This is a genomic window from Latilactobacillus parafuchuensis, assembly GCF_055271665.1.
In genome coordinates this window covers 181,423-204,765 of the sequence record NZ_CM143875.1, presented here as the reverse complement: position 1 = coordinate 204,765, position 23,343 = coordinate 181,423, and the positions used below count along the sequence as shown (strand labels likewise).

The window sequence follows — 23,343 nt, the reverse complement described above, 5'->3', positions numbered from 1 at the left end:
ATAAGTGGCGAGATTGGTTAACGATTATTCTTAGAATGAAAGGGATGGTCCAAGGTGCATAAACAAACATTCGTCTTAGAAGTCGATCAGGTAACGAAAACAATTGGTAAAAAGCAAGTTCTGAATGACGTATCACTTACGATTCGTGAAGGTGAAATATACGCGCTTTTAGGGAAAAATGGTGCGGGAAAAACGACTTTAATGAAAACTATTTTTAATATCTTAAAACAGGATACGGGCACCATAAAAATTGATGGTCAGGAAATCAGTCGAAATCAAGATAATAGGGTCTTCAAAAATATTGGATCGATTATTGAAACGCCGATTTTTTATTATCAGCTTTCTGCAATTAGTAATTTGGAAATTTACTGTGATTATATTGGAAAAGAATTCAAAGCCAATATTCCCGAAGTCTTAAAAATGGTGGGATTAAATACAGATGATGTTTCGACTAAAAAGGTCAGAGACTTTTCCTTAGGCATGAAACAACGGTTAGGGTTAGCGAGAGCCTTTCTAACCAAGCCCCAATTATTGATTTTAGATGAGCCAATTAATGGTCTTGATCCGATTGGGATAAAAGATATGCGAGAATTAATGCTTAAAATGAACCATGATTATGGCACCAGCATACTAATTTCCAGCCATATTATTAGTGAAATTGATAAAATTGCATCAGTCGTCGGCATTATTGATAACGGTACGCTGATTGAAGAAACCACAATTGACAAAATGAGAGCTAAAACGGATGGAAATATTGAAAATTATTTTTATCAATTAATCAACGGAGGTATTTCATGATTAATTTAATGACCATCGAGTGGCAGAAAAATAATTTTAGATGGCAGGTTATATATGTATTTTTAACGATTTTAGCAATTGGTTCTTTGACCTATCTTTTTTCAACCGATGCCATTGATGCTGATCAAACCCCTGTTTTTATTGACCTACTTGTGAAATTATTTTTCATCATTTGGGAAGGCGTTTGGATTTCTAAAGTCATCATTGAAGAGTACAAGTCAAAAAGTATGCTAGTTTTGTTCACAACGCCGATTAGGATGACTAAAATTTTAATGGCTAAGGTGCTATTTGTTTTTATGATTGCCACTAGCGCGATGGTTTTTGCACAACTATTATTAAATGGTGTTTTTTGGGGTTTAAGCAATCAATTGACCACTGTCCATTATGATATTCAGGTAACCAATCTGGTTGTCTACGTATTTTCATCAATCATGGTTGCACTTTTTGGCTTATTACCTTTATCAATTGGGCTAATTCGTTATTCCACGACCGCAACGTTAGTGACGTCGATTATATTGTTATTTATGACAAGTAATTCTGGTATGGGTTTTGGCGCATTAGTCAGTCAACTGCCTTTCACGGTTCCCTTTGGTATTATTGGTCTATGTGTGGTTGGGATTACTTTGAAAATTCAATCCAAACGGGATATTATCGTATAATTCAAATCAACTAACAAATTAGTTATAGCTAATCAAAAAAGACGGGCCATCATTCTAGTTTTCAGAATGGTGGCCCGTCTTTTTTGATGGTTAAAATTGATGATCCCAAGGATATTCAAGATTGATTTGCGCGTTGAATTCTTTTTGGGTTTGGAAGGTCGCCAAGCGGTTCGCTTTACGTTGTGCGTAGCCTTGGCAGATGAATTTTTCTTCTGCTGTGAGGGGTTCAATTGAAGGCAACACGACGCTTTTATCAATCGTGACGAAGGTTAAAAATGCGGTCAATCCTAAGAAACGTTCGCCCGTCTTGAGGTGTTCACCGATAATCTTGGTGAAAATTTCGACTGACCGGTGCCCCGCACCCGAGACGTAACTTTCGATGCACAGTGAATCTTGCATCTTAAAAGGGGCGATGAAATTGAGCTGATCGATACTAGCAGTGACGGTTTCAACGCGGGCTAACCGGCTAGCGGCAATTGAGGCTGAACCATCTAGTAATTCGAGTAACCGACCGCCATAAACGGTTTCGTGTTCGTTTAAATCGTTGACGAACACCCGGTGATTACTGATGGATAACGTTTGACGACAAGTGACGGACATAAAAATAAAAACTCCTTCTTAATTCAGATTAATGGTTCAGCGGGATGGTTAAATGACTAGTACTTAAATCAATCCGATATTGGGCTGATTGTTCTTCTCGTAAGGTCATCCCCATATCAGTTGCGTAGAGGACTAGCCCTAATTGATGACCGGGTAATAAGTGGTAATGAGTTGGCTGTAAATCAAGCGTAATCGGGTAGAATTCACCCGGCGTGACTGTTTCAGTTTGATAGCTATTCTGACGATTTTGTAAATTAATGTGTCCTTTAGTAATCAGTTGATAATCGCTTAAATTACCAAGTTTAAATTCTTTCAAATCATCAAATTGCCAACGATAGCCCAGTTGTTGGCCCTTAGCGCTCAATACAGTAGGCTGCGGGTTAAGACGACTAAAGACACCCAGGTCGACTAACATGACGCTCAGCAAGCCGTGATTAGTGTTAACAGCCACTTGGGTGGTCAATTGTACGCGACCATCGATTCGGTATTCCTGTGTGAACGCCGGTGATTGTAACAATAAGCGATTGTTGGCGAAAGCGGACTGCGGTTGTAAAAGTTGATTTTGCCAAGCGTGTTCACTGAGATGGCTGGTTTTGAAAGTCGCTACGCCGTCATCGATGAAAGTCGCGACTGGCGCCTTGGCCGGTTGGATCAGACTCAGGGTTTCGGGACTATTCAAATAGTAAGTTGTTTGGGGATTATCAGGATTAAGCCAATCTTCTTGGGTTTGCCACGTACTTTCTTGCACGTTATCTTGGATGACGACGTTCGGTAAAATAGCGGCCGCTTGATTGTCGACGTCCAATAAATGATTGGTTAACCACAGATTCATCATATCGGTGAAATCAATTGATTGGATATTGTTCATATAAACGTGGGGTCCTTGGTGTAAAAAGACCTTCTTTTCAACGGGTTGTGTCCGTAGGGCATCCCACAAAGCGCCCGCATTTTGGGGTTTAACGTTCCAATCGTTTAAACCGTGAACAATCACGACATCGCAGTTGACGTTTTCGATATTGTCGCGGTAATTGCGTTCAGCCCAAAAGGCGTTGTAGTTACCGGTAATTCGATCTTGTCCTTTTTGGAGATCAGCCATCTGTTGTTGGAAGAAAGCCCCTGATTTGGCTTGGTCGGCCGCGTCTTTTTGGCGGGTTTGACAGAGTTTTGCCAAAACGTCAGCGTCTTCGCCTTGGCAATCAACGGGTGCGACGACTAAGCCGTTCTCGCGATAATAATCATACCAACTCGAAATTGCCGCTTCAGCAATGATCGTTTTTAAACCCGCCACACCGGTCGTGGCCGCGGCGGTTGCTAAGGTTCCTAGATAGGATTTGCCAGTCATCGCAACGTTGTGGTTGCACCACCAAGCTTTAATTTCAACGTGGTCGGTGCGGTTGGTGAAAGCCCGACGATTGCCAGCTAGCCATTCAATAATCGCCGTTGTCGATTGGGTTTCTGCCGGTGAACCACAAGTCCGGACACCGTCTGAACCGCGGGTACCAATGCCACCAGCATAGATGGTGGCAAAACCGCGTGCCAGAAAGTAATCATTTAATGAATAAGAACTATCGCCGGTAGCTGTGACTTCAGTTGACTCAGTCTGACCATTAACGTCGCGTGGATTTGGTAAATCACTTTGTGATTTTGAAGCTTTCAAAACCGCCAAGGTTGGTTGAATAGCTTCTTTAGCGTCGATTGGGACATCGACGTTATGTAAATCATGATCAACATTATTGGTACCTTTGTAGTAAGGGCTAGCGGTATACAACGCGGGCACTTTCAGGCCCTGGTTAGTCTCGACTGGTCTAAAAATCGTGGTTTCTAATAAATCACGATGACCATCTAAATCGGTATCGAGTGACGATTCGACGTAAACAATTTCTTTAATGAAGTTTTGGGTATTAAAAACGGGTTGGGTTTTACCATTGAAAATTAAGAAATTCGGTTGCGCAGTTGTTTGCCAATCCGCGAAAAAGCCCCGATTAGCGAGTTGGTCAATCAACAATAAACCGTTTTGACTACGCGTGTTTAATAATAAATAGATGGCTTCAAGAAATTGATCGCGGTTAAAAGTGGGTTGATCAATGTAGGGGATTTTAACCGCGGCCATGAAGCGCCGGGGATGATTGAGTTTGAAATCTTCTTCGACTTCAAAACCTAACAATTGCAACGCGACGTTATAGAAAGTGCGTTCATCAATCGTAGTGGTCATCGTCGTTAAATAAGTTGCTAAATCGAGTTTAGCAGTTGCTTGAATCTGACTCAGTGCTTCGTGTCGGCTCGTTTTTGAATGGGCTTCTGGGAAAAAGCGGCCTAAAATCGTGGTTGCTAAGTCTTGGAAGGAAATATCGGTATAATTAGCCGGTAATAGCTGAATCCGCTTTAATTCATTGATTTGTGCCATAAGTGGCATGGTGAGACGTCCAAATTGATTTAATTTCATCTTTTTTACCTCAATTCTATGAATTTCAATTGACAGCAGGGCCTTCAATTGCTTATAATATAGCATGTTGTGCAATATTCTTACAGTAATATCCACTACAAAATGTCGCAGTAGCTCAGCTGGATAGAGCAACGGTCTTCTAAACCGTAGGTCATGAGTTCGAATCTCATCTGCGGCACTCATATAACACCAACTATCAAGGAATCCTTGATAGTTGGTGTTTTTATTTTGGCTTAAATTTAGGAAAATGATGTTTATTTACGGAATAAATTGTTAAATTAAAGTAGGTTGAATCAAAAACGAAGGGGAGATGACGATGATTCGTTTTAAAAGTTGTTTAAAAAAGAGTGCCTTAGTGGTTGGAGGATTGATGTTGTTAAGGAGTCTTGAAAAGGTTATATTTCAATTTGATCAAGTTCAAGATTTGGGTCAAGAATTGATGGCTACCGATCAAGCACCATTAATGGGAATCGTGTTTTTAGGAACGGTGGTCGGCTTGTGGCTAGTTTTCTCGCTACTAGGGGGTCTCATTTATTACGGTTACCGGAAGTTAACGGTTAAATAAAATAGCGTAAAATAATTAATTTAAAAATAAAATCAGGCGCACATTTGCTAAAAGTATGTGCTTTTTAATATTTGAACGCAACAAAATAGGCATTCGCTAATTTGACTTAGTGAATACCTACGGATACGATACAGCGCTCATAGAATATAATGCTCCTTATTCTTTATAGAATAGATTCAAATTTCTGTAAAGCTTCTTCAATCGTTGCGCCAGTAGCTTCTTGTCCAGCAGTTAAACCGGAAACGATAAATAAATTTTTGTTCGTATCGAGTAATACGCGGTATTGCGTACCATTATTATCAAATGTCATATCTAAATCTCCTTTCTCAATAATTCGGAAAGGCCCTAATCAAAATGATAACGAAATTCCTTTAACTAGTATAGGGTGTTGATTAGGTAATGTCAACGCTTTTATCTTAATTAATTAAGTGGGCGTATTAGTTGTGGTCGACCGGGGTAAGTCGATATAATGAAGTTAGGCGTTAAAGTATTGGCCGTAAGTTGTGCCAACCAGTGGCAATTGATCATATGGAAGGATGATGACTCATGACAGAAAAATACCAACGGATTTTAGTGGGGGTCGACGGGTCCGATTTGGCCCAAAAAGCATTTACCGAAGCGGTGGAAGTCGCTAAACGGAATCAAGCCGCATTGTTTGTGGCCCACATTATTCCGAATAGTACGTTTGTCTCACCAGACGCGAGTGTTTATGCGAAGGTGACTGCGATGGAAAAGGACCGGGTAAAGGAACAGTTAGCGGCTTGTGTCCGCTACGCCCACAATCATGGTTTAGAAAATGTGACGCCGATTATGACGGTCGCTTCTCCGCGCAAAGAAATTGCGATTCGAATTCCGGAAGAATACGACATTGATTTGATCATGTTAGGGATTACCGGGAAGGGCGCCATTGAACGGATGTTGATGGGGTCGGTGGCCCAATACGTCAGCGTGCACGCCAAAGCCAATGTGCTATTAGTTAAATAAGAAAGTTATAAGTTGTTGGTCAAGTTTAAGACGAACAACTTTTTTGCATGGGCTAACAATACTGTCACTTCTAATCTATTCAAGGATGTTGTACATTGAAAATAAACAACTGATAGCGATTTAGAATAGAGGAGAATGACGGATGATTAAAGGGTTAGGTAAATGGGTGATTGCAATTGTGGGAGTCGGGATTGTGTTATATGGATTAGTTGGCATCGCACAACGAAAAACGACCGTTAAAACGCAGACAACCAGTCATAGCAGTCGGCCACAATCACAAAAAAATCGGCCAGCCAAAGCGCAAGTTGAAGCTGCAACACCTGAGGTAACCAAACAACCAACAATTAATCAGGATTCGGAATTGGACAATTATTTCAAGAATCTAGGTTTTTCAGGGACCGTTTTAATTGTCAAAGATCAAAAAGTAATCTTGAATAAAGGCTACGGTGTCGCAAACCAAACGACCCAGCAGCTGAATAATCCGAATACGTTGTATCCAATCGGGTCAACTGAAAAAGCGATGATTGCGACCGGAATTTTACAGTTGCAAGAAAAAGGCCGTTTAGCCGTCAGTGATTCGGTTGCTAAGTATCTACCCAGTTTTCCGAATGGCCAGCAGATTACGTTGGCCGATTTAATGCACCATACTTCGGGAATCGTTGGCCGCAATCAGGACAATCAAACGAAAACGAGTCAACAATTGTTACAAGAAATTATGACTAACGGTGTTCAAAGCCAACCCGGCCAATGGCACTATTTAGATGCGAATTACATTGTCTTGACTAAAATTTTAGAAAAAGTTAGCCACCAATCTTATCAAGCCTATCTTAAACAACATATTTTTAAACCTAGTCAAATGACAACGACTGGGTTTATGACGGCTAAGTATGGGGAATTGGCGAACGCATCGATTGGTTATGAAGGGGTTGGTAATCAACTTAAACCAGGGGCCTTACCGAATTTTTCACAACTATACGGTGTCGGGGATCTCTATATGAGTGCGACCGACTTATACCAGTTTGATCAAGCATTATTTGAGCATCATTTATTGACCAAAGCCAGTACGGATTTAATGTTCCAACCGGGTAGTCAATCACATTACGGGATGGGATTTTATAATGATCCGGCGTTAATCGTTAATCGCGGCTATTTATCGGGTTGGAGTGTTTCGAATGGGTTTAGCCATGGTGGTCGAATTTATATCGTTTTATGTCAAAATGTTAAAAAATCAACCATTTCTTTAGGTCAAATTAATGGTGACATCTACACTAAACTCGTGGCGTAGTAAGTGCCATGAAGGGTGATAATGATTGCGGGTATCGTTGATTAAGCAAGTCATTCGATTGTGCAAAATTTAATTTGGTTAAACGCTTTCATTTTGGATAATAATCATCTATAATACATTTTAAGGAAACGTTTTCTAATCTTTTTAGATAAAGGAGGATTAAAATGACTGAACAATATATTTTAGCCATTGATGAAGGCACGACGAGTACCCGTTCGATTATTTTTGATCATCAAGGTCAAAAAGTCGCGGATGCGCAACGTGAATTTCCACAGTATTTTCCAGAACCAGGTTGGGTTGAACATAATGCCAATGAAATTTGGAACGCTGTTTTATCAACTATTGCTAATGCGTTTATCTCATCAAGCATTCAACCCCATCAAATTGTGGGAATTGGTATTACCAACCAACGTGAAACAACGGTGGTTTGGGATAAAGAAACGGGGTTACCCATCTATAATGCGGTTGTTTGGCAATCACGACAAACGAGCGATATTGCGGATCAATTAAAGGCGGATGGTTATGGTGAAATGCTCCACCAAAAGACGGGGTTAATCGTCGATGCGTATTTCTCAGCCACTAAGATTCGTTGGATTTTAGACCATGTCCCAGGTGCCCAAGAACGGGCTGAAAAAGGTGAATTATTATTTGGCACAATCGATACTTGGATTGCTTGGAAGTTAACGGGTGGTGCATCACACGTCACGGATTACACCAATGCGAGTCGGACAATGCTCTTTAACATTCACGATCTTGATTGGGATGATGATATTCTTGAATTGTTGAATATCCCACGCCAAATGTTACCCGACGTGCGTTCTAACTCAGAAATTTATGGACAAACGGCGCCTTACCATTTTTATGGGAGTACGGTGCCAATTTCCGGAATGGCTGGGGATCAACAAGCTGCTTTATTCGGCCAATTAGCGTTGCAACCCGGGATGGTTAAAAACACATATGGAACGGGTTCGTTCATCGTGATGAATACCGGCGAAGAACCAACCATGTCGGAAAATAACTTATTGACGACCATCGGTTATTCAATTAACGGTAAAGTCAATTACGCCTTAGAAGGATCCGTCTTCGTAGCCGGTTCTGCGATTCAATGGTTGCGCGATAGTATGCAACTCGTTGAGAAATCGTCTGATTCAGAAGCAGCCGCTAAAGCGTCAACCAGTTTAAACGAAGTCTACGTGGTACCAGCATTTACCGGCTTAGGGGCCCCATATTGGGACTCAGAAGCACGGGGTTCAATTCTCGGAATTACTCGTGGGACCAATCGACAAGATATTATTAAAGCAACTTTGCAATCATTAGCCTATCAAACACGAGATGTCGTTTCGACGATGCAAAAAGATACCGGGATTGATATTAAAACGCTACGTGTAGATGGTGGCGCTGCCAATAATAATTATTTGATGCAGTTCCAAGCTGATATTTTAAACAGTACAATTGAAAAAGCCGGCAACTTAGAAACAACCGCGATGGGCGCTGCTTTTCTGGCCGGTCTAGCAGTTGGTTTCTGGCAAGATACGGATGAATTGGCTGATATCTTCACAGTTGGCCAACGGTTTGAACCAGCAATGCCGGAAGAAGAACGTGAAGATTTATACGCTGGTTGGCAACAAGCAGTTGAAGCAACTAAAGTTTTCAAACATCGCCCATATAAAATGCGTGAATGAGGAGGATTATTATGACATTTTCAAAAACATCACGGCAACAAACAATTCAAGATTTAAAGAATGAACCATTAGATCTATTAATTATCGGTGGTGGGATTACCGGTGCTGGGGTGGCGATTCAAGCCGCTGCTTCAGGGATTAAAACTGGTTTGATTGAAATGCAAGATTTTGCTGAAGGGACGTCATCCCGTTCAACGAAGTTAGTCCACGGTGGGATTCGTTATTTGAAGACTTTCGATGTCGGCGTTGTGGCTGATACTGTTAGTGAACGCGCAGTGGTTCAAGGAATCGCTCCCCATATTCCACGGCCGACACCAATGTTATTACCAATTTATGACGAACCAGAAGCCACTTATGATATGTTTAGTGTCAAAATTGCGATGGATTTATACGATCGTTTAGCTGGTGTGACTGGCACGCAATATGCGAATTACACCATCGATCGTAATGAAGTGCTTCAAAGAGAACCTGGTTTGAAAGCTGACAAATTAAAGGGTGCTGGTGTGTATCTTGATTTCGTCAATAACGATGCGCGATTAGTCATCGAAAATATTAAAGAAGCGGATGAATTAGGCGCTCACGTTGCCAGCCACGTTAAAGCGGTTGGTATGACGTATGATGGCCAAGGTCGGGTCAACGGTTTAGAAGCCCACGATGAATTAACGGATGAAACGTTCACGATTAACGCTAAATTAGTCATTAATACGGCCGGTCCTTGGGTGGATAAAGTTAACGCTTTAAATACCAAAGCACCTAAACATGATACGTTACGCCCAACTAAAGGGATTCATCTCGTCGTTGATGACAGTCGTTTATCAGTGCCACAACCAACGTATTTTGATTCAGGTTTACATGATGGTCGGATGATCTTCGTTGTCCCACGTGAAGGTAAAACTTATTTTGGGACGACAGATACGGATTATACTGGTGATTTCACCCATCCACGGGTTGAACAACCTGATGTTGATTACCTATTAAAAGCCATCAACAACCGTTTCCCAGATGTTCAAATTAAGTTAGCTGATATTGAAGCTAGTTGGGCCGGCTTACGACCATTAATCGCTAATAACGGGAGTTCAGATTATAACGGTGGTGGTGCAAATGCTGGGAAGGTCTCGGAAGAATCTTTCAACCATTTAATTGATACTGTCAATAATTTTGAAAATAAAACGGCAGCACGGGGTGATGTTGAAAAGGCGATTAGTCAATTGAAAACAGCCCATGCTGAAGAGACCACTAATCCGTCACAAGTTTCTCGTGGGAGTGATTTGAAAGTTTCTGAAAATGGCTTGTTAACCCTTTCAGGTGGTAAGATTACTGACTACCGGAAGATGGCTGCTGGGGCCCTTGATTTAATTCGTGAAACATTAAAGGCTAATTTTAAACAATCAGTCCGCGAAGTTGATTCTAAGAAGTTACAAGTTTCAGGCGGCCATTTTGATCCGAATAACGTTGAAGAGACGTTGAAATTCTACGCACAAGTGGCCATCAATAAAGGGATTGCTGAAGATGATGCGCGTGATTTAGCGAGTCGTTTTGGTTCCAACGTTAGCCGAGTCGTTTCATACGCTGATCAAGGGGTTGCAGAAGGCCTAAACTTGAAAGAAACAATTAGTCTACGGTATTCAGTTAACGAAGAAATGACCTTAACACCAGTTGATTATTTACTACGTCGGACGAACTTTGTCTTATTCCATAATGATCAATTAGCAACAATCAAACAACCAGTGATTGATGAAATGGCTAAATTATTAAACTGGGATGCTGCTCAAAAAGAGGCCCAAACAGCGCAATTAAACGCAGCAATTGCTGAAGCACAACTTGATTATTTGAAATAGTTAATTAACTGGGAGGAAAACTGATGGACAATTCAATTATGGTTCAGGCATTAGGTGAACTCGTCGGGACCTTTATCTTAGTTCTCTTAGGCGACGGGGTCGTTGCTGGTGTTAGTTTAGCGAAAACGAAAGCCAACGGTGCTGGTTGGATTGCAATTACCCTCGGTTGGGGGTTTGCAGTCACACTTGGGGTGTATGCCTCAGCCTTTATGGGGCCCGCACATTTAAACCCAGCAGTTACAGTAGCCTTTGCGATTATCGGTAAAACACCGTGGGCGGCCGTCTTACCATTTATCATCGCCCAAATGATTGGGGCGTTCTTAGGGGCCGTTGTGGTCTGGATTCAATACTATCCACACTGGGCAGCGACTAAGGATCAAGCCGCAATTTTAGGGACTTTTGCAACGGGACCTGCCATTCGCAGTCCGTTTGCCAACTTGATGAGTGAATTAATCGGCACCTTTGTCTTAATCTTTTCACTATTAGCTTTGACCCGCGGACAATTCACAGATGGGTTAAACCCATTAGTGGTTGGGGTGATTATCACGGCTATCGGCCTGTCACTTGGTGGGACGACTGGATACGCGATTAATCCAGCTCGGGATTTAGGACCACGGATTGCACACGCGGTCTTACCAATTGCCAATAAGGGTGATTCAGATTGGTCATACGCCTGGATTCCAGTCGTTGGCCCAATTATCGGTGGTATCTTAGGCGCACTTTGCTTCGTGATGTTACCATAAAATGATCATGGGTAATTAGGTATTACTTCAATAACAAACTAAAAGAAGGTGTTATCCCGAACTTGGGGGTGACATCTTCTTTTAATTTGTTCGGAAAAGCTTAATTGTTTGAATGCTTTTTAAATCGCTAAAAGACGCCGAATAAAAGTTAACGTTCGTGTTTTGATGGTTATTAAGATTAAAATTAGCTAATAATGCGGTAATTACTTTGACTTATCCGAACGTTATTGTTAAAATCAAAGCATAATCTAGATAAGAAAGCGGGCAGATTGAATGACGGATGTAGCGATTGTAATGGGGTCGATTTCGGATTGGTCAACCATGAAAGCGACAGCGGATATGTTGACTGAATTAGGGGTTAGTTACGAGACACAGATTATTTCAGCCCACCGGATGCCGATGGAGATGGTTGCCTTTGCGCAACAGGCACAAGCCAAAGGTTATCGCGTGATTATTGCGGGCGCGGGTGGTGCAGCGCATTTACCTGGAATGCTAGCGGCGAATACAATCTTGCCGGTCATCGGTGTGCCAATTCAAAGCAAAGCCCTAAACGGGATGGATTCGTTATTATCAATTGTCCAAATGCCAAGCGGTGTACCCGTTGCAACGGTCGCGATTGGTCAGGCGGGTGCCATTAATGCGGGCATCTTAGCGACTCAAATCTGTGGGTTGCAAATACCAGCTTATCAAACCGCGTTGACGGCTTACCAACAGACGCTTCATCAAAAGGCGGTGGCTAGTAATGACCAACTTAAATAAGCCCGCCATTATGCCGGGTGAAACGATTGGGATTATTGGTGGCGGACAGTTAGGTCAAATGATGACGATGGCGGCTAAATCAATGGGCTATCGGGTTTTGATTCTAGACCCGCAAGCGGATTGTCCGGCTGGGCAAGTCGCTGACGGTCAGATCATTGCGGCTTATGATAGCGAAGCACAAATTATTGAATTAGCACAAAAAAGTGATGTTGTGACATACGAATTCGAAAACGTTGACGCGGCAACCATCGAAAAGGCGCAAGCGTTTAGCCAATTTCCACAGGGGACAAAAGCCTTACGGATTTCACAGGACCGGGTTTTAGAAAAACAATTTTTAGCGGCACAAAAATTACCACACGCCGCGTTTGAAATTGTGACAACTGAAGTTGAATTAACCATGGCAGTCGCTAAAATTGGGTTACCGGCTGTTTTAAAAACGACCCGTGGTGGTTATGACGGTAAGGGTCAGTTGGTGTTAAATAAAGCAATCGATTTAACCCAAGCCAGACCGTTATTACAATCGGGGCCTTGTGTATTGGAAGCGATGGTTGATTTCAACCGCGAAATTTCAGTGATGATTAGTCAGAATTGGGACGGACAACAGAGTGTTTTCCCGGTGATTGAAAATCAACATCGGCATAATATTCTACATATCAGTATCAGTCCCGCCCGCATTACAGCTGCGTTAGCCCAGCAAGCGCAAGCGATTGCCACTAAGATTGCGACCGAGATTGAATTGGTGGGGACGTTAGGTATTGAATTTTTCGTTACAGCGCAAGGTGAATTGTACGTCAACGAAATTGCACCCAGACCCCATAACTCGGGGCATCTAACGATTGAAGCTTGCGACTGGTCCCAATTTGCCACGCACATTCGTGGTGTTTGTAATTGGCCGCTAGCAACTCCACAACAATGGCAACCCGCAATTATGGTGAACGTTTTGGGCCAAGATGTTGCAGCAGCCCTTAAAGTCAGTCAACGACAAGCCACTTGGCATTATCACGATTACGGGAAAGCTGAACGCAAGGTTAATCGTAAGATGGGTCACATCACGATTTTAACGGATCAACCTGAAACAACCCTAGCACAAATTAAAGCGACCCAAATTTGGGACTAACTAAAGGAGCTCAACAACATGATTGAACGTTATACGAATCCCGAAATGGGTGCAATCTGGACTGACGAAAATAAATATCAAGCGTGGTTGGATGTTGAAATTCTAGCCGATGAAGCTTGGGCCGAATTGGGCCATATTCCGGCTGAAGATGCCGCCAAGATTCGCGCTAATGCGCGCTTTTCAGTCCCCCGTATTCTAGAAATTGAACAAACAACTCGTCACGATGTTGTCGCATTCACGCGGACCGTTTCAGAATCATTAGGCGCAGAACGTAAATGGGTTCATTACGGTTTAACTTCAACCGACGTGGTTGATACGGCTTACGGTCATTTATTGAAACAAGCCAACGCTATTTTGCGAGCTGACATTGATGAATTGATGGCGGTCGTTGCGAAACAAGCAGTTCGTTATAAAAAGACGGTCATGATGGGCCGGACACATGGGGTCCACGCTGAACCGACGACGTTCGGTTTAAAATTAGCATTGTGGTACTCAGAATTAAAACGGCACAAAGCGCGTTTTGACGAAGCGGCTAAAGGTGTTGAAGCTGGTAAAATCAGTGGGGCAGTCGGCACGTTTGCCAATATTCCACCATTTGTCGAAGCCTACGTCTGTGAACATCTCGGGATTCGGGCCCAAGAAATTTCAACGCAAGTCCTACCGCGTGATTTACACGCAGCGTATGTCGCTGAAATGGCTTTGTTAGCAACTTCGATTGAAAAATTTGCGACTGAAATTCGCGGATTACAAAAATCAGAAACCCGTGAAGTTGAAGAACATTTCGCCAAAGGCCAAAAAGGGTCTTCAGCCATGCCCCATAAACGGAATCCGATTGGTTCCGAAAACATCACGGGCTTGACGCGGGTGATTCGTGGCCATATGGTGACGGCTTATGAAGACGTCGCTCTCTGGCACGAACGGGATATTTCCCACAGCTCAGCCGAACGGATTATTTTACCGGATACGACGATTTTACTCGATTATATCTTAAAACGATTCACTAAAATTATCGGAGAATTAACTGTTTTCCCCGAAAACATGAAACGCAACATGGGCCGGACATTCGGTTTGATTTATAGTCAACGAGTGTTGCTGAAGTTGATTGATCAAGGGTTATCCCGCGAAGCAGCGTACGATTTGATTCAACCAAAGACGGCCCAATCATGGGACGAACAAATTGATTTCAGACCATTGTTAGAGGCGGATCCTAAAATTATGACCGTTTTATCAACTGCTGATTTAGATGATGCCTTTGATTATCATTATCATATTCGCCGCGTTGACGAAATTTTTGAACGGGTCGGTTTATAGACCATTAAAACTTTGAAATCCACTGTGTTTTCAAAGTTTTTTTACACAAAAAAGTGAAACGAACAATTATTATAATACAACGGATATTGTCCGCTAATTGGAGGAGAAAGATGACTAACGAACTCGTTTATTCAGGTAAAGCGAAGGATTTGATGACGACCGATAATCCCGAAATCTTAAAAATGGTCTACAAAGATCAGGCGACCGCGTTAAACGGCAAACGTAAAGAACAGATTGTCGGTAAAGGCCGCGTTAACCATCAGATTTCGAATTTAATTTTTGATTATTTAAAACAAAAGGGGATTGAAACCCATTTGGTTCAAAATTTATCAGAAACCGAACAACTGGTTAAAAAAGTTGAGATTATCCCATTAGAAGTGGTCTTGCGTAACGTTGTGGCGGGTAGTTTTGCCCGGAAGTTCGGGCAACGGGTCGGTCAAACCTTACAGACCCCGATTATTGAATACTATTTTAAAAACGATGCGCTGGATGACCCGGCGATTAATATCTCACAAGCGACAGCTTTGAAACTGGTTAGTTTAGCCGAGATTCAAACGATTGAAGCGATGACCAACACGGTTAATCAATTACTAACTGAGTTATTTAATCAAATTGGGATTGATTTGGTTGATTTCAAATTAGAATTTGGCCGTTATCAAGGTCGGTTAATCTTAGCGGACGAATTTTCGCCGGATAATTGTCGTTTGTGGGATCAAAAGAGTCACGCATCGCTCGATAAGGATGTTTTCCGTCAAAATCAAGGCGATTTAGTGACGGTTTATCAAGAAGTATTACAACGCTTAGACCAAACAATTGGAGGACAACAACATGTATAACGTTCAAGTACACGTCACTTATAAAGATTCAGTACTCGATCCACAAGGCCAAGCCGTTCAAGGGGCCGTTGCTCGTTTAGGTTTTGAAGGCGTCGATCATATGCGGATTGGTAAATTCTTCGAGATGCAAGTTGCTGGTCGTGATCAAGCCGCCGTCACTGAAAAAGTGGAAGCCATCTGTGATCAATTATTAGCCAACCCCAACATGGAACAATATCGGTATGACATTCAAAGTATGGAGGCTGAATAATGAAATTTGCCGTCTTGGTGTTTCCGGGTTCTAATTGTGATGCCGATTTATACCACGCGATTGTTGATGCGTGTCACGAAGAAGCAGCTTATGTGCCTTATACGGCAACCAGTTTAGCTGGTTTTGACGCTGTTTTAATCCCAGGTGGTTTTTCATACGGTGATTATTTACGGAGTGGCGCGATTGCCAAACTAGCACCGATCATGGCGGCCGTTATTGAATTTGCGGAAGCGGGCAAACCAGTTTTAGGGATTTGCAATGGTTTCCAAATTTTAACTGAAGCCGGATTATTGCCAGGAACGTTAATGCCCAATCGGCAAACTCATTTCCTATGCGACACGGTTGCACTCCAAGTGACCAACAATCAAACGATGTTTACCAATCAATATGCAAGTGGCGCTGAAATTGCGTTGCCAATTGCGCATGGTGAAGGCAATTACTATTGTGACGCCCAAACCTTGGCTACATTAAAAGCCAATCAGCAAATTGCGTTTACGTACCAAGCAGACGTCAATGGGAGTTTGGCCAACATTGCCGGTATCACCAATCAACAGGGCAATGTCTTAGGCATGATGCCCCATCCCGAACGGGCGGTTGAAGCTTTATTAGGCAGTACCGATGGGTTAAACGTGTTTAAATCAATTTTAACGACTTTTAAAGGGGTGAGCCAAGTATGATGACCATGCCAACACCAAATGAAATCCAAACGACCAAGCTTTATCAAGAATGGGGTTTATTGGATAGTGAATATCAATTAATTTGTGATCAAATCTTGAATCGTTTACCGAATTACACCGAAACCGGCTTGTTCTCCGTAATGTGGAGTGAACATTGTTCTTATAAGAATTCGAAACCCGTTTTGAAAAAATTCCCCAATGATGGGCCCCACGTCTTACAAGGGCCTGGTGAAGGCGCCGGTATTTTAGACATCGGTGACGGTCAAGCGGTTGTCTTTAAAGCTGAAAGCCATAATCATCCGTCGGCCGTTGAACCGTATGAAGGCGCAGCGACAGGGGTTGGTGGCATCATCCGCGATATTTTTTCGATGGGTGCGACGCCGATTGCGATTTTGGATAGCCTCCGTTTTGGCGAATTAAACGATAATCAAACGAAATATTTGGTCCAAGAAGTGGTCGCTGGGATTGCCGGTTACGGCAATTGTATCGGGATTCCAACGGTCGGTGGCGAAATTGAATTTGATCCTTGTTATCAAGCCAACCCGTTGGTCAACGCCATGTGTGTCGGTTTGATTGATCAAAAAGATATTCAACAAGGCAAGGCGCAAGGCGCCGGTAACAGCGTTTTATACGTGGGCGCCAAAACTGGTCGTGATGGGATTCACGGGGCCACTTTTGCCTCAGATGAATTTGCGGATGGCAAAGCCACCCAACGGTCAGCGGTGCAAGTGGGCGATCCGTTTATGGAAAAACTATTGATGGATGCCTGTCTGGAATTAATTTTAGACCATCCGGATTGGTTAGTCGGGATTCAAGATATGGGTGCAGCTGGCTTGGTTTCATCAACTGCTGAAATGGCGTCGAAAGCCGGGACCGGCATGATTTTAGACCTCGATCAAGTGCCACAACGCGAGACCGAAATGTCGGCTTATGAAATTATGTTGTCCGAATCACAAGAACGGATGGCACTCTGTGTGAAAGCGGGCTTTGAAGAACAAGTCATCACCCTTTTCAAAAAATATGATTTAGATGCCGTTCGGATTGGTGAAGTCACGACGGCCCAACAATACCAACTCTGGCATCAAGGTCAACTAGTGGCTGACTTACCGGTCGATGCGCTCGCTAGTTCTGCACCGGTTTACCATAAAGCACAAGCCAAACCACAACGCTTAATCGATTTTGAACAACAAGCCGCTTATCAACCGGAATTGACAGATACGAAACAAACTTGGTTGGACTTGTTAAAACAACCCACGATTGCGGATAAGAGTTCATTCTACAAACATTATGATGCCCAAGTTAAAACCAATACGGTTGTTTTACCCGGTAGTGATGCTGCGGTAGTCCGGGTACGGGGCACTAAAAAAGCGTTAGCGATGACCACCGATTGTAATGGTCGCTATCTCTATTTAAATCCGAAAGTTGGCGGTCAAATTGCCGTTGCTGAAGCGGCCCGGAACATCGTCGCAGCCGGTGGGCAACCGCTCGGGATTACCGATTGTTTAAATTATGGCAGTCCTGAAAAACCAGAAGTTTTCTGGGAATTCGATCAAAGTGCACAAGGGATTGCAGAAGCGTGTCGCCAGTTTGGCACACCGGTCATTTCAGGAAATGTCTCACTCTATAACGAATTTAACGGTGAAGCGATTTATCCAACGCCGATGATTGGGATGGTCGGGTTGATTAAAGATACCGACCACATCACGACCCAAGATTTTAAAGCAACCGATGATCTGATTTACTTAGTCGGTGACACCGATGACGACTATGCCGGTAGTGAATTGCAAAAAATGTTAATCGGCAGCATCAGTGGTCAACTGGGCGCCTTTTCATTAACGACTGAAGCTCATAATCAAGACTTAGTTCTAAAAGCGATTCAAGCCGGTTTAATCACTAGCGCTCATGATTTAGCGGAAGGTGGGCTCGCGATTGCATTAGCGGAAGCGACCTTTAAAAATCAGTTAGGTTACGCCGTGAAGGTCGATTTAACCAGCGCGCAATTGTTCTCCGAAACGCAATCACGCTTTATTTTAACGGTTAAACCGGATCAACAAGCGGCCTTTGAAACGGTAGCGGGTTCAACGGCCCAATTGATTGGTCGGGTGACTGATAATGGTCAAATGACAATTCAAACCAATGATGAAAGTCTGATATTAGCGGTTGATACGGCTAAATCAGCTTGGGAGGCGGCGATTCCATGCCTAATGAAATAAAGAGTTTAAATGAAGAATGTGGCATCTTTGGCGTCTGGGGTCATCCCGATGCGAATCAACTGACATACTTTGGTTTGCATAGTTTACAACATCGAGGTCAAGAAGGCGCCGGGATTGTCACCAATGATCGCGGTCGGTTAAAAGGGTACCGCGATCGCGGTTTGTTGGCCGATGTCTTTCGAAATCCAGAAAATCTGGCGCAATTAACCGGGCTAGACGCGATTGGCCACGTGCGCTACGCAACGGCCGGCAGTCACGGTTTAGAAAATATTCAACCGTTCTTGTTTGATTTTGCAGATGGTCAATTCGCACTAGCGCATAACGGTAATTTAACCAATGCGGTCAGTCTCCGGCGAGAATTAGAAGCGGCTGGATCAATTTTAAAATCAAGTTCAGATTCTGAAATCTTGATGCATCTGATTCGCCGGGCGCCGGGTCCTGATTTACATCAACAAATTAAACGCGCTTTACAACAAATTCACGGCGGTTTTGCCTACTTATTATTGACACAAGATTCGATGATTGCCATGTTGGATCCGAATGGTTTTCGACCGTTATCGATTGGTCAAATGCAAAACGGGGCTTATGTGGTTGCCAGTGAAACGTGTGCGTTAAACGCGGTGGAAGCAACTTTTATTCGCGATGTTCAACCGGGTGAAATTGTGACCATCGATGACGAAGGGCTTCATTCCGATTTCTTTACAACTGACACAACCTTATCAATTTGTTCGATGGAATATATCTATTTTGCCCGACCTGATTCTGACATCTGCGGCGTCAACGTGCATGCTGCCCGTAAACGAATGGGTCAGCGGTTAGCACAAGAAGCGCCGGTTGAAGCGGATATGGTAATTGGGGTGCCGAACTCTTCATTATCGGCGGCCAGTGGTTATGCTGAAGCCAGCCAATTACCGTACGAAATGGGGTTGGTGAAGAATCAATACGTTGGTCGGACCTTTATCCAACCAACGCAGGCCTTGCGTGAACAAGGCGTCAATCGTAAATTGGCCGCGGTTAAAAGTGTGGTGGCCGGCAAACGGGTGATTTTAGTCGATGATTCAATCGTGCGTGGCACAACCAGTAAACACATTGTCAAACGGTTAAAGGCGGCCGGTGCGCTAGAAGTTCATTTACGAATTGCTTCGCCACCGTTGAAATACCCGTGCTTTTACGGGATTGATATTCAAACCCGCGAAGAATTGATTGCCGCTCACCAAAGTGTCGCCGAAATGTGCGAGACGATTGGTGCTGATTCATTGGCCTTTTTAAGTCAACAAGGATTAATCGATGCAATTGGTCTTAACAAGGATGCGCCTTATACAGGCTTATGTATGGCCTACTTTAATGGTGATTATCCAACGCCACTTTATGATTATGCCGCAAATTATCAAGCGAGTCTAAATGCAGACAAGGAGTAACCTAAATGACAAATGCTTATCAAAAAGCCGGGGTCGACGTAACGGCCGGTTATGAAGTCACCCGCCGGATTCAAAAACAACTTAAAACAGACGATGGCAACATTGGTCGGTTTGGCGGTCAGTTTGCCTTAGCGTTAACCCAATATCAATCACCAGTATTGGTTTCCAGTACGGATGGGGTTGGAACCAAGTTGATGGTCGCTTTTGCAGCGGACCAACATACAACTATCGGAATTGATTGTGTCGCGATGTGCGTCAACGATATTGTCGCTCAAGGGGCCCAACCGCTGTATTTCTTAGATTATTTAGCGGCCGGTCAAACCAACCCTGATAAAATCGAACAGATCATCCAAGGGGTTGTGGCGGGTTGCCAACAGGGGCAAATGGCTTTAGTCGGTGGCGAAACGGCTGAAATGCCGGGGATGTACGCTGAAAAACATTACGATTTAGCTGGTTTTGCGGTTGGGATTGGTGAACAAGCCGACTTATTAACCGGTGATACGATTCAACCCGCTGATGTGCTGATTGGGATTGCATCCAGTGGCCTTCATTCAAACGGCTTTTCACTGGTGCGGCAAATTTTCTTTGAACAAAATCAATTGACGGTTGATAGCCAATTACCAGAATTGCCGGGCCAAACCTTAGGTGAAGTCTTATTAACACCGACTCAGATTTACGTTGACGCCATGCAACCCTTGCTCAAAAAGCATCTAATTAAAGGCGCTGCCCACATTACCGGTGGTGGCTTTATCGAAAACGTTCCCCGGATGTTACCTGAAACAGTGGCGGCCGTGATTGAATTAGACAGTTGGCCAGTGCTACCGATTTTTAAAGCGTTAGCACAATACGGTCAATTGGACGAACTTGAAATGTATAACATCTTCAATATGGGGATTGGCATGGTCTTAGCGGTTGCACCGGACCAAGCGGCAACAGTCTTAGCCGAATTGAATCAAGCGCAGACCCAAGCTTTCCAAATTGGGACGGTTCAAACGCGACAACAAAATGCAGTTGAATTGGTGGGTCGTTAGATGAAAGTCGCCATTTTTGCTTCAGGGACTGGGTCGAATTTTGAAGCGATTGCCGATCATGTGGGTTTGAAATCTGCCGGGCTAGAAATTGTTCAGCTCGTTTGTGACCAACCCAGCGCGCCGGTAATTGCCAAAGCCCAAGACCGCGAAATTCCAGTGACGGTTTTACGACCTAAACAGTTTGCCAACCGGCAAGTTTACGAACAAGCGGTTGTTGATCAATTAGCGCCATTAGCGGTTGATTACATTTTATTAGCGGGTTATATGCGGATTATTACGCCTGTCTTGTTAAAGGCGTATCCGCAACGGATTATTAATATCCATCCGGCGTTGTTGCCGGCTTTTCCTGGGATTCATAGTATTGAAGAAGCGTATCAAGCGCAGGTTGCTGAAACTGGTGTGACGATTCACTACATCGATGAAGGCGTCGATAGTGGTCCGATAATCGCTCAAGCGGTGGTGCCATTACGCGCCGAAGAATCATTGGTGGCTCTTGAAACCCGGATTCACGCCACGGAACATCAATTATATCCAGAAGTGATTCAAACGTTGATTAAATCAAATTCAAAGGAGCATTCGAGCAGATGAAGAGAGCGTTAATTAGTGTTTCAGATAAAACAGGAATTGTTGAATTCGCACAAGGACTAGTCGCAGCCGGTTATGAGGTGATTTCGACGGGTGGCACTTTAAAGAAATTAGCCGAATCCCAAGTACCAGTAATCGCGATTGATGAAGTCACTCATTTTCCAGAAATGCTTGACGGTCGGGTTAAAACCCTACATCCCAACATTCACGGTGGTTTGTTAGCCAAACGGGATAATCCTGAGCATATGGCCGTTTTGGCTGAACACGATATCACGCCAATTGATTTAGTTTGCGTCAATCTCTATCCGTTTAAAGAAACGATTCAAAAAGCAGGAATCACCGAACCCGAAGCGGTTGAACAAATCGATATCGGTGGCCCTTCAATGTTGCGTTCCGCTTCTAAAAATTTTCAATCGGTGTATGTCGTTGTCGATCAACAAGACTACGCCGCTGTTTTAGAGCATGTCCAATCTAGCGAAGATGAATTAGATTACCGTCGTTACTTAGCCGCAAAGGCGTTCCGCCATACGGCTGCTTATGATAGTTTAATCGCTGATTATTTAACCCAAGCCGTTGGAATTGAATTTCCTGAAAAATTAACGCGAACTTATGATTTCAAACAAGCGCTCCGCTATGGCGAAAATGCCCATCAAAAAGCCGCTTTCTACCAAGCGGGGTTACCAAGTGCTTTCTCGATTGCCAGTGCGCAACAATTGCATGGTAAGGAATTGTCATACAATAACATTAAAGATGCCGATGCCGCGGTCAAAGTCGCTGCTGAATTTAGCGAACCATGTGTCGTTGCGATGAAACACATGAATCCGTGTGGCGTTGGTTTAGGCACGACGATTTACGCCGCTTGGCAAAAAGCCTACGCGGCTGATTCAACCTCGATTTTTGGTGGGATTATCGCCTTAAATCGTGAAGTTGATCTGCAAACTGCGACCGAACTTCATGGTCTCTTTTTGGAAATCATTATTGCGCCTAGTTATTCAGATGAAGCGCTAGCGATTTTAGAAAAGAAAAAGAATCTCCGCGTGATGACCCTTGATTTCGATCAAGCCAAAGACGCTGATCGTTTCGAAACCGTTTCGGTCATGGGTGGGTTACTCGTTCAAGAACGTGATCAAGTGGTCGATCAAATGAGCGAATTAGAAACGGTCACGACTAAAGCTCCAACAGAAGACGAAAAAGCGGCGATGCTCTTTGCTCAACGGATTGTTAAACACGTCAAGAGTAACGCCATCGTGATTGCCACTAAGGACCAAACCTTAGGGATTGGTGCGGGCCAAATGAACCGGGTCGGTTCGGTCAAGATTGCGTTAGAACAAGCGTTAGCCAATGGTTTAACGACGCCGTTTGTTTTAGCATCTGACGCGTATTTCCCAATGAATGATAGTGTTGAATTTGCGGCTGAACACGGCATTACCGCGATTATTCAACCGGGTGGTTCGATTAAGGATCAAGATTCAATCGACATGGCCAATCAAAAAGGGGTCAGCATGGTCTTTACCGGCCGGCGCCATTTCAAACATTAATCAAAAAGGAC

At 43.5% G+C, this 23,343-nt stretch carries 22 protein-coding genes and 1 tRNA gene; 20 read left to right on the top strand and 3 right to left on the bottom strand.

Translation table 11 applies throughout. The features are described 5' to 3' along the window. Positions 1–54 precede the first annotated feature (54 nt). Positions 55–798 (top strand): ATP-binding cassette domain-containing protein, encoded by a 744-nt coding sequence (locus ACVPPQ_RS01205; protein WP_463495169.1) that lies wholly within the window; start codon positions 55–57, stop codon positions 796–798. Continuing rightward, positions 795–1,457, top strand: coding sequence for a hypothetical protein (locus ACVPPQ_RS01200; protein ID WP_463495168.1), 663 nt, complete (start codon positions 795–797; stop codon positions 1,455–1,457). Before ACVPPQ_RS01205 ends, ACVPPQ_RS01200 begins: the two co-directional genes overlap by 4 nt. 90 nt (positions 1,458–1,547) lie before the next feature. Here the strand turns inward: ACVPPQ_RS01200 and ACVPPQ_RS01195 are convergent, their stop codons facing one another. Both ACVPPQ_RS01195 and ACVPPQ_RS01190 read right to left on the bottom strand, forming a co-directional pair. After that, the gene (locus tag ACVPPQ_RS01195; protein WP_463495166.1) at positions 1,548–2,057 is read right to left on the bottom strand and encodes an acyl-CoA thioesterase; all 510 of its coding nucleotides are present in this window, start codon (positions 2,055–2,057) and stop codon (positions 1,548–1,550) included. 28 nt (positions 2,058–2,085) lie between these two features. Beyond that, positions 2,086–4,500, bottom strand: coding sequence for a Xaa-Pro dipeptidyl-peptidase (locus ACVPPQ_RS01190; RefSeq protein ID WP_463495165.1), 2,415 nt, complete (start codon positions 4,498–4,500; stop codon positions 2,086–2,088). Between the two features lie 104 nt (positions 4,501–4,604). Between ACVPPQ_RS01190 and ACVPPQ_RS01185 the strand changes: the two genes are divergently transcribed. Next, a tRNA-Arg gene (locus tag ACVPPQ_RS01185) sits at positions 4,605–4,678 on the top strand. 138 nt (positions 4,679–4,816) lie between these two features. Further along, entirely contained in the window at positions 4,817–5,065 is a 249-nt protein-coding gene (locus tag ACVPPQ_RS01180) for a hypothetical protein (RefSeq protein WP_463495164.1), read from the top strand. Between the two features lie 163 nt (positions 5,066–5,228). Here the strand turns inward: ACVPPQ_RS01180 and ACVPPQ_RS01175 are convergent, their stop codons facing one another. Then, a complete protein-coding gene (locus ACVPPQ_RS01175; RefSeq protein WP_463495162.1) occupies positions 5,229–5,375 on the bottom strand; it encodes a hypothetical protein in 147 nt (48 codons plus the stop codon). A 236-nt stretch (positions 5,376–5,611) separates the two neighbouring features. Between ACVPPQ_RS01175 and ACVPPQ_RS01170 the strand changes: the two genes are divergently transcribed. The 16 genes from ACVPPQ_RS01170 (at position 5,612) to purH (ending at position 23,332) form a co-directional block, all read left to right on the top strand. Then, positions 5,612–6,049, top strand: a complete 438-nt coding sequence (locus tag ACVPPQ_RS01170) for a universal stress protein (RefSeq protein WP_463495160.1) — start codon at positions 5,612–5,614, stop codon at positions 6,047–6,049. Between the two features lie 142 nt (positions 6,050–6,191). Next, on the top strand, positions 6,192–7,334 hold the full coding sequence (locus ACVPPQ_RS01165) for a serine hydrolase domain-containing protein (RefSeq protein WP_463495158.1): 1,143 nt from the start codon (positions 6,192–6,194) through the stop codon (positions 7,332–7,334). A 164-nt stretch (positions 7,335–7,498) separates the two neighbouring features. After that, positions 7,499–9,016: a glycerol kinase GlpK gene (gene glpK, locus ACVPPQ_RS01160; RefSeq protein WP_463495157.1), complete on the top strand. Its 1,518-nt coding sequence runs from the start codon at positions 7,499–7,501 to the stop codon at positions 9,014–9,016. Between the two features lie 11 nt (positions 9,017–9,027). Next, complete coding sequence (glpO, locus tag ACVPPQ_RS01155; RefSeq protein WP_463495155.1) at positions 9,028–10,854, top strand: type 1 glycerol-3-phosphate oxidase; 1,827 nt, start codon at positions 9,028–9,030, stop codon at positions 10,852–10,854. Between the two features lie 23 nt (positions 10,855–10,877). Beyond that, positions 10,878–11,597: an MIP/aquaporin family protein gene (locus ACVPPQ_RS01150; RefSeq protein ID WP_463495154.1), complete on the top strand. Its 720-nt coding sequence runs from the start codon at positions 10,878–10,880 to the stop codon at positions 11,595–11,597. A gap of 273 nt (positions 11,598–11,870) precedes the next feature. After that, positions 11,871–12,356: a 5-(carboxyamino)imidazole ribonucleotide mutase gene (purE, locus tag ACVPPQ_RS01145; RefSeq protein ID WP_463495153.1), complete on the top strand. Its 486-nt coding sequence runs from the start codon at positions 11,871–11,873 to the stop codon at positions 12,354–12,356. Beyond that, entirely contained in the window at positions 12,340–13,473 is a 1,134-nt protein-coding gene (gene purK, locus ACVPPQ_RS01140) for a 5-(carboxyamino)imidazole ribonucleotide synthase (protein WP_463495151.1), read from the top strand. Before purE ends, purK begins: the two co-directional genes overlap by 17 nt. A gap of 18 nt (positions 13,474–13,491) precedes the next feature. Continuing rightward, positions 13,492–14,784, top strand: a complete 1,293-nt coding sequence (gene purB, locus ACVPPQ_RS01135; RefSeq protein ID WP_463495149.1) for an adenylosuccinate lyase — start codon at positions 13,492–13,494, stop codon at positions 14,782–14,784. Positions 14,785–14,894: 110 nt separating this feature from the next. After that, positions 14,895–15,620, top strand: a complete 726-nt coding sequence (gene purC / locus ACVPPQ_RS01130) for a phosphoribosylaminoimidazolesuccinocarboxamide synthase (protein ID WP_463495147.1) — start codon at positions 14,895–14,897, stop codon at positions 15,618–15,620. Next, positions 15,613–15,870: a phosphoribosylformylglycinamidine synthase subunit PurS gene (purS, locus tag ACVPPQ_RS01125; RefSeq protein ID WP_463495146.1), complete on the top strand. Its 258-nt coding sequence runs from the start codon at positions 15,613–15,615 to the stop codon at positions 15,868–15,870. Before purC ends, purS begins: the two co-directional genes overlap by 8 nt. Further along, entirely contained in the window at positions 15,867–16,547 is a 681-nt protein-coding gene (gene purQ / locus ACVPPQ_RS01120; RefSeq protein ID WP_463496313.1) for a phosphoribosylformylglycinamidine synthase subunit PurQ, read from the top strand. Before purS ends, purQ begins: the two co-directional genes overlap by 4 nt. Further along, positions 16,544–18,760 (top strand): phosphoribosylformylglycinamidine synthase subunit PurL, encoded by a 2,217-nt coding sequence (gene purL, locus ACVPPQ_RS01115; RefSeq protein ID WP_463495145.1) that lies wholly within the window; start codon positions 16,544–16,546, stop codon positions 18,758–18,760. The genes purQ and purL overlap by 4 nt, the downstream gene beginning before the upstream one ends. Beyond that, entirely contained in the window at positions 18,745–20,178 is a 1,434-nt protein-coding gene (gene purF, locus ACVPPQ_RS01110) for an amidophosphoribosyltransferase (RefSeq protein WP_463495143.1), read from the top strand. Before purL ends, purF begins: the two co-directional genes overlap by 16 nt. Before the next feature lie 5 nt (positions 20,179–20,183). Then, positions 20,184–21,209 carry a phosphoribosylformylglycinamidine cyclo-ligase gene (purM, locus tag ACVPPQ_RS01105; RefSeq protein ID WP_463495141.1) on the top strand — a complete coding sequence of 342 codons (1,026 nt, stop codon included), beginning with the start codon at positions 20,184–20,186 and terminating at the stop codon, positions 21,207–21,209. Then, on the top strand, positions 21,210–21,797 hold the full coding sequence (gene purN, locus ACVPPQ_RS01100; RefSeq protein WP_463495140.1) for a phosphoribosylglycinamide formyltransferase: 588 nt from the start codon (positions 21,210–21,212) through the stop codon (positions 21,795–21,797). It begins immediately after the preceding gene. Continuing rightward, on the top strand, positions 21,794–23,332 hold the full coding sequence (purH, locus tag ACVPPQ_RS01095) for a bifunctional phosphoribosylaminoimidazolecarboxamide formyltransferase/IMP cyclohydrolase (protein WP_463495139.1): 1,539 nt from the start codon (positions 21,794–21,796) through the stop codon (positions 23,330–23,332). The genes purN and purH overlap by 4 nt, the downstream gene beginning before the upstream one ends. Positions 23,333–23,343: the final 11 nt, after the last annotated feature.